Source organism: Ligilactobacillus sp., assembly GCF_036846325.1.
GTDB lineage: Bacteria > Bacillota > Bacilli > Lactobacillales > Lactobacillaceae > Ligilactobacillus.
Window position 1 is genome coordinate 1 of the sequence record NZ_DAIUCE010000099.1, and the last position, 6,201, is coordinate 6,201.

Below are 6,201 nucleotides of genomic sequence, written 5' to 3' on the forward strand. Positions count from 1 at the left end.
ATTGTATGCAAGGCAACATTCTTTCTGCCCGGAATGAGGCTCATTGCCTCATGCAGGTCATCCGTCAGCTCATCAGGAGTCCTGGCACGTCCCGGATAGTTTCCGGAAACTGTGAGTCCGTCTGCAAGATCGACTTCCGGATTGATGAATCCGTGTACGTCATCGCCCTGCCAGCAGTGCATGGACAGACGGATTTTCTCAAGCTTCTTCATTGCCTCTTCCGTGTCAACGCCAAGTTCCTCATAGCGTTTTCTTGCCTCTTCATATGCCGTGTGTACTTGCCTTTCATCAGTCATTGTCATTTCCTCCTGTCACTTCATGATATTTTTCCATAATTCCCCTGTATTTTCCGGGAGACGGGACATATTCCTTCAGCTCGAACGAATCTTCAATCAGCTGCCGTCCTTCACTGATGTTCTTCAGGTCTCCTTCGGAAATCATCGAAACGATGATGTTTCCGATTGCGGTGGCCTCTCCCGGACCGGCAACCACCCTGACTCCTGAAAGGTCGGCAGTCAGCTGATCCAGAAGGGCGACATTCGACCCGCCGCCGACAATGTTCAGAACTTCGATCTTTTCCTCCAGAATTTCCTCAAGCCTGTGCAGCTGGTCAGCGTAGAACATCGCCAGGTTCGAATAGACTGCCATTACGATTTCACCGGGAGTTTCCGGAACCTCCTGCCCCGTTTCCAGGCAGCAGTTCCTTATCTCGTCAATCATGCTGTCGGGATTCATGAACCGCTCGTCGTTGATGTCGATGAACTGACGGAAGGGACTGACCTTCCCGGCCATCTCCGCCAGTTCGACGAATGTGTATCTGCCCTGATACTCACGCTGGATGCACTGCACAATCCACATTCCCATGATGTTCTTCAAAAAGCGGTATGTTCCGTAAGCCCCCCACTCATTTGTATAGTTTTCCTCGAAGGCCGCATTTCCCGTTTCCGGAACGTTGAGCTCTGCTCCAAGAAGCGACCATGTCCCGGATGAAAGAAATGCCCAGCTGTGACCCTTGCCCGGGGTGCCGGCAACTGCCGAGGCAGTATCATGAGTGGCAACCGTCACCACCATGGTTTCCGGAAGGCCGTATTCAAGGCGAAGATCTTCTCTGATCATCCCAAGTTCCGTTCCGGCCTCAACCAGGGGTGGAAACATTTCGGCCCTGACGCCTGCTTCATGAAGAAGTCCTTCATCAAACAGGCCGTGCCTGAGATTCATCATCTGAGTGGTGGAGGCATTGGTTACTTCGGTGACGGCATTTCCCGTCAGGACATATCCGATATAGTCGGGAATCATCATGATCATGCCTGTCTTTTTGAGAAGTTCCCTGTCCTCGCGGTAAAGCTGATACAATGTATTGAAGTTCTGGAACTGGATGCCGGTCTTTTTGTAGACTTCCCTCTTCGGAATTTTCGTTGTCAGCTCCTCTACGGCATCCTTTGTCCTCCCGTCACGATATGCAACGGGATCACACAGTTTTCTGCCGTCAGATCCGACCAGGACATAGTCAACTGCCCAGGTGTCAATTCCCAACGTGACTTTTTCAATGCCCATCTTCCTGACCTTCGCCAGTCCGTGACAGATTTCCTCAATCAAAAGGTCAATGTTCCAGCGGTCGTGTCCATCGACTTTTCTGAATCCGTTTTTAAAGCGATGGACCTCCTCAAGTGTCATTTTTCCACCTGAAATTTCCGCAAGCATCAAGCGTCCGCTCGAAGCCCCAATGTCAACGGCAATATAGTGATTACTCAAGCTCAACACCTTCATTTCCTTGTCATTAATTCTCTTACAAGTATATTGTATCCGGTTGCAGTCAGTGCTACAATGACACAAGAACATCATAAAAGTATCATATGTACAGTTGGAGGGCATTCAAATGAAAAGAGAAATCATACGGAAACTGTATGAACTGAACCCGGTTGAGAAAATCCAGCGTAAAACCGGACGTTTCATCGAGGACATGCCTGCCGGTGCCATCAGCATGCAGGAGGGAACCGGCCGGACACTGAACAACTACTTCTTCAGAAACAGGGAAATCTATCTGAGCAGACACAACCGCTTTGCTCCCTATCCGCTTCACAGACATACGTTTCTTGAAATCAACTACATGCTGCGGGGATCTGCTGACCAGACCGTCGACGGAAATCTCGTCCACCTTGACCAGGGGGACCTGATTCTGCTTGACGTGGGAACCTCGCACAGTATCTCGGCTCTTGGAGAAAACGACCTGCTTGTGAACATCCTGTTCAGAAACACCAACATAAGCCTCGATCTGCTCAAGGAACTGAAAGGACAGGGAAGCGTCCTGTTCAACTTTCTGCTGAAGGAGGAAAACGAGCGGAAAGGAGCCCGTGACTTTGTCGTCTTCCGCACCGACAACAACTTCAGGCTGCGTGAGATACTGGATGACATCATTGATGAATACTTCACCAGTCAGCAGTTTTCAGACCTCATGCTGAAATCCTACCTGAACATTCTCCTTGCACAACTGATCAGAAACTACAGCGTGCAGATTCCGGAAGACGGAGAAACAAACCGTCTCGTCGTCAACATGCTGTCTGACATCACAAATGAGTATGCGACCGTTTCGCTGAAGGAGCTTTCAGAACGCTACTGCTACAACAGAAACTATCTGAGCAACATTTTCAGAAGAGAAGTCGGCAGAACCTTTTCAGAGGTCCTGAACATGCAGAGGATAACAGAAGCACACAGGCTCCTTGTGACAACCGGACTTCCCGTTTCAAACATCATGGAGGAGGTCGGAATCGGAAACAAGTCCTTCTTCTACAAAAAATACGAGGAAATGTATAAGATCACTCCCGGCAAATCCAGGAAAAACAGAGAGTATGACTTCTTTGGATGAAAAAAATGCAGGAAACCCGCTTCATCGGATTCCCTGCATTTTTCATTTCAGGCTGCCATTCACTTTCTCATTACCTTTTTTACGGAAAGCAGGCTGTCGCCATATGCATGTATTCCTTCAATGTCCCCGGTGTTCAGAGCCGCCAGGGCCTCGTTTGACAAGTTGATTGCGGAAACTGCAAAGGATACGGACTGTGTTCCGGATGAGACCGTGAAGATCTTCCTGTCCTTTTCATTGACAAGCCTGAGTTCATCCGGCAGTTCGTCAAGATGCCCTTCCTTTTGGTCAATCTCCACATCGGCAACCATCTGCTTTCTGAAGACGTCGTATCCACCTTCTTCAGCCCTGCAGAAGGCAATCTCAGCATAATGTGCCGCATCTATGATGACGGCAAGGCCGAGGTACCCGTCACCCGGATCAGTTTCACCGGAAAGACCGACTTCAAACGTTTCCTGGTGCTCGGCCTGGCGGACGCCGGCAAATGCAGGGGTCCCGAGATCAGACAGTTTGACATTGCTTCCCCTGAGTCTGAGGCATCCTTCTTCGACCCTGAGATTTTCTCCCAGGCTGTCTCTCAGTGTCAGCCACTCATTTGAGATACTTCCATTTGAAAAGTCATCCAAAAGTCCGTCAAAGCGCTGCTTTCCCACAGCTTTTTCATGCTCGGGAAAACCGGTCAGATCGACTTCTGCAGTCGGCACACCGTTGTAGATCTCAGGCCAGTCCCCATCCCACCTTACAGGATAGAGAAGCGTTTCCCGACCGATGTTTGTAATCTGGGAAAATCCAACCTGAGCAGGCCTCGTGCCAAGGCACGTCATCCACCAGCAGCCGTTTTCGTCTTTGAAAAGATCGGCATGACCGATGTTTTGCAGCGGTTCTTCGGCACGGTCACGGTTCGTGAACAGGGGATTTACTCCCGGTTCGTCTTCATAGGGACCCCAGAGATTCCTGCTCCGGAAGACTGTGATCATGTGACCCTGTCCCGTGCCGCCCTCAGCGGCAAGAAGATAGTACCATCCCTTGTTTCTTACGATGTGGGGGCCTTCGACATCCCTTCCGCCTGTACCGTAGCAGATGATCTCCGGTCCGCGGAGAATGTCTCCCGTTTCCGGATTGATTTCAACCTGCTGCAGAGCCTTCAGCCCTTTGTCATTGACATACCCCGTAAACTGAAGATACATTCTGCCGTCTTCAAAGTAGATGTCGGGATCAATGCCCTTGACGTCAACTTCAATCCTGCCGTCTTCCCAGACGATTCCGTCTCCTTCAAGTCTGCCACGGATGATGAACGTCCTGAACTCGGCAAAATTCGTTGTCACCACATAGAAATGTCCATCATGATATCTGATGCAGACTGCAAAGATACCTTCATTTGACCTGGAACTGCGAAGGTCAGCCTGTGACGTCTCGGATGCAACACCCGGAAGGCTCTCCCAGTTGACCAGATCACTGCTTCTCGATACTGAAATCCCCGGATAGTACTCAAAGGTTGAGTTGACCATGTAATAGTATTCACCAACGCGGACAACACTTGGATCGGGATACATGCCGCGTCGGACCGGATTGACATATTTCATTTCCAGTACACCTCTTTATCAATTAGTTTTCTGAAGGAGCCGGACTGTCCTGAAGCAGGCTGCCGGATTCGACCTTCTTTTCAAATCCTGTGACAAGAAGTGCAACAACGACAATTGCTGAAAGAATTCCTGCAAAGACAAATGACGGCGCACCGGCAGGAACATGAACCCAGCTGATCAGCTTAGGCGCAATCGCAGAACTCAGCGAATTGATGAATGCAAATGTCGACATTACAATCGGCACCTGCTTTGGAGCACAGAGCATTGACAGCATGAACGTTGACGTTGACATTACGGTTACCATGGTTACGGCTGAAAAGACAGCGGCGATTGAAAGTGCGGCAACGTTGCTGAAGAAATAGGTGAGAACCAGCGTGATGATCAGGAACGTGAACCCGGCTGCAAGCGTTGCAGGCTTCGTGACCTTGCGGACGTATTTGAATCCGAGTCCGGCAAAGATGCCGCCGAATGTTCCGATTGCGTTGATCAGACCGGTTGTGGCAGTACCTCCCATGTGCTTTGCGGAAACGACAATTGACAGGTTGGCCATGTATGCAGTGTATGCAACACCCAGGATGAACACTGCCAGGTATACCCAGTAGACATAGGGGTTGAGGCCCTTGAAGATCTTCCATGTTGATTCCTTTTCGCCCTTTCCATTACCTTCATTCAAGGATTCCCTGATGACTTCATCCTTTGGCAGGCAGAACAGGACAAGCAGGAACACAACGATACCGAATGCAAAGACCCAGTACAGATGACGCCAGTTAGATCCGCCGAGGAATCCGCCGACACCTGTCAGAACCATTGATCCAAGTGAGGTCATGCCTGTGTTGAACCCCATCATGGACGAGCGTTCCTCGCCTTCGAAATACTGTGTGAGAATCATCGGATTGAGCGTTGAAATGAATCCGACACCCATGCCTAAAATGACCGAGCATGCCAGAAGCCCGATGACGGAACTGTTCCAGAATGCAGGAATCAGGCCGCCGATTGTAACAAGTGCAACACCGAGAAGGACAAGGTTCTTCTTTGAAATTCTCATGGCCATCTGCCCGGCAACAAGTGTGATGATGAGCGATCCCACTCCGGGAAGCGTCGACAGCATCTGGATCGTTGAAATCGGCGTGTCCGGGAAGGACTTCGAGATGGCTGCAATTGCAGAACCGGCAACGGAGCCGGACATGGCCAGCGTTGCCATACTTACAACGCCTATTCTTGTTTTCATTTTATTCATGACATTCATCCTTTCATAACTTTCATGCTTTGTCTCATTTACATGTTTCATTATATTTTTCAGGAAGCGTTTTCTCCATATTCAAATTCTACCAGTTTAGTGTTCATTTCACAGATGTGCTTTTTCAACATGAATCTCATATGGTGAATTCTTCGTCTTCTTGACCACGACAAGCGCTCTGCCGCAAAATAAACTGACTTCATCAAGGGAACGTTTTGATGTATCGGAAGGGTTGCCATTTCCAAGTCCCATGACTTCTGCACCGTCAACCTTAACGGAAATGCGGCTGTCATCCGTCGGAACGACGGTGCCGTTTTCATCAACTGATTCAATCATCACAAGATCGGTCGTCCTGCCCGCAAAGACTCTTCTCAGGACAACATCTGCCCCGCTTCCGGCAGTATCACGCACGTCAGAAGCTGTCACCCCGCCTTTTTCATCATATGCTTTGACTTCAATTTCTCCGGGAGCATATTCAACGTTCCATTCAGCGCTGCAGTCAACAAGTTCCTTTTTCCCGC

The 6,201-nt window shown here is 49.7% G+C and carries 6 protein-coding genes; 1 reads left to right on the forward strand and 5 read right to left on the reverse strand.

Going from position 1 to position 6,201, the window contains the following annotated elements:
• Positions 1-302: L-rhamnose isomerase (locus V7Z60_RS08305; protein ID WP_334117361.1), on the reverse strand; the 302-nt coding region annotated here is incomplete at its 3' end.
• On the reverse strand, positions 289-1,767 hold the full coding sequence (rhaB, locus tag V7Z60_RS08310) for a rhamnulokinase (protein ID WP_442918911.1): 1,479 nt from the start codon (positions 1,765-1,767) through the stop codon (positions 289-291). The genes V7Z60_RS08305 and rhaB, both read right to left, overlap by 14 nt.
• 109 nt (positions 1,768-1,876) lie before the next feature.
• Here rhaB and V7Z60_RS08315 point away from each other — a divergent pair, with 109 nt between their 5' ends.
• Positions 1,877-2,863, forward strand: a complete 987-nt coding sequence (locus V7Z60_RS08315; RefSeq protein ID WP_334117363.1) for an AraC family transcriptional regulator — start codon at positions 1,877-1,879, stop codon at positions 2,861-2,863.
• A 59-nt stretch (positions 2,864-2,922) separates the two neighbouring features.
• On the opposite strand, the gene V7Z60_RS08320 is transcribed toward V7Z60_RS08315, so the two are convergent.
• The 3 genes from V7Z60_RS08320 to V7Z60_RS08330 form a co-directional block, all read right to left on the reverse strand.
• Complete coding sequence (locus tag V7Z60_RS08320; RefSeq protein ID WP_334117364.1) at positions 2,923-4,443, reverse strand: glycoside hydrolase family 43 protein; 1,521 nt, start codon at positions 4,441-4,443, stop codon at positions 2,923-2,925.
• Positions 4,444-4,465: 22 nt separating this feature from the next.
• Complete coding sequence (locus tag V7Z60_RS08325) at positions 4,466-5,680, reverse strand: MFS transporter (protein WP_334117365.1); 1,215 nt, start codon at positions 5,678-5,680, stop codon at positions 4,466-4,468.
• A 108-nt stretch (positions 5,681-5,788) separates the two neighbouring features.
• Positions 5,789-6,201 (reverse strand): DUF4982 domain-containing protein (locus V7Z60_RS08330; protein ID WP_334117366.1); only part of this gene is annotated, 413 nt, incomplete at its 5' end.

What these genes read in the sequence shown, in the direction of transcription:
- V7Z60_RS08325 (WP_334117365.1), bottom strand. Translation starts at nt 5,680, where the DNA reads ATGAATAAAATGAAAACAAGAATAGGCGTTGTAAGTATGGCAACGCTG.
- V7Z60_RS08315 (WP_334117363.1), top strand. Translation starts at nt 1,877, where the DNA reads ATGAAAAGAGAAATCATACGGAAACTGTATGAACTGAACCCGGTTGAG.
- V7Z60_RS08320 (WP_334117364.1), bottom strand. Translation starts at nt 4,443, where the DNA reads ATGAAATATGTCAATCCGGTCCGACGCGGCATGTATCCCGATCCAAGT.
- rhaB (WP_442918911.1), bottom strand. Translation starts at nt 1,767, where the DNA reads ATGAAGGTGTTGAGCTTGAGTAATCACTATATTGCCGTTGACATTGGG.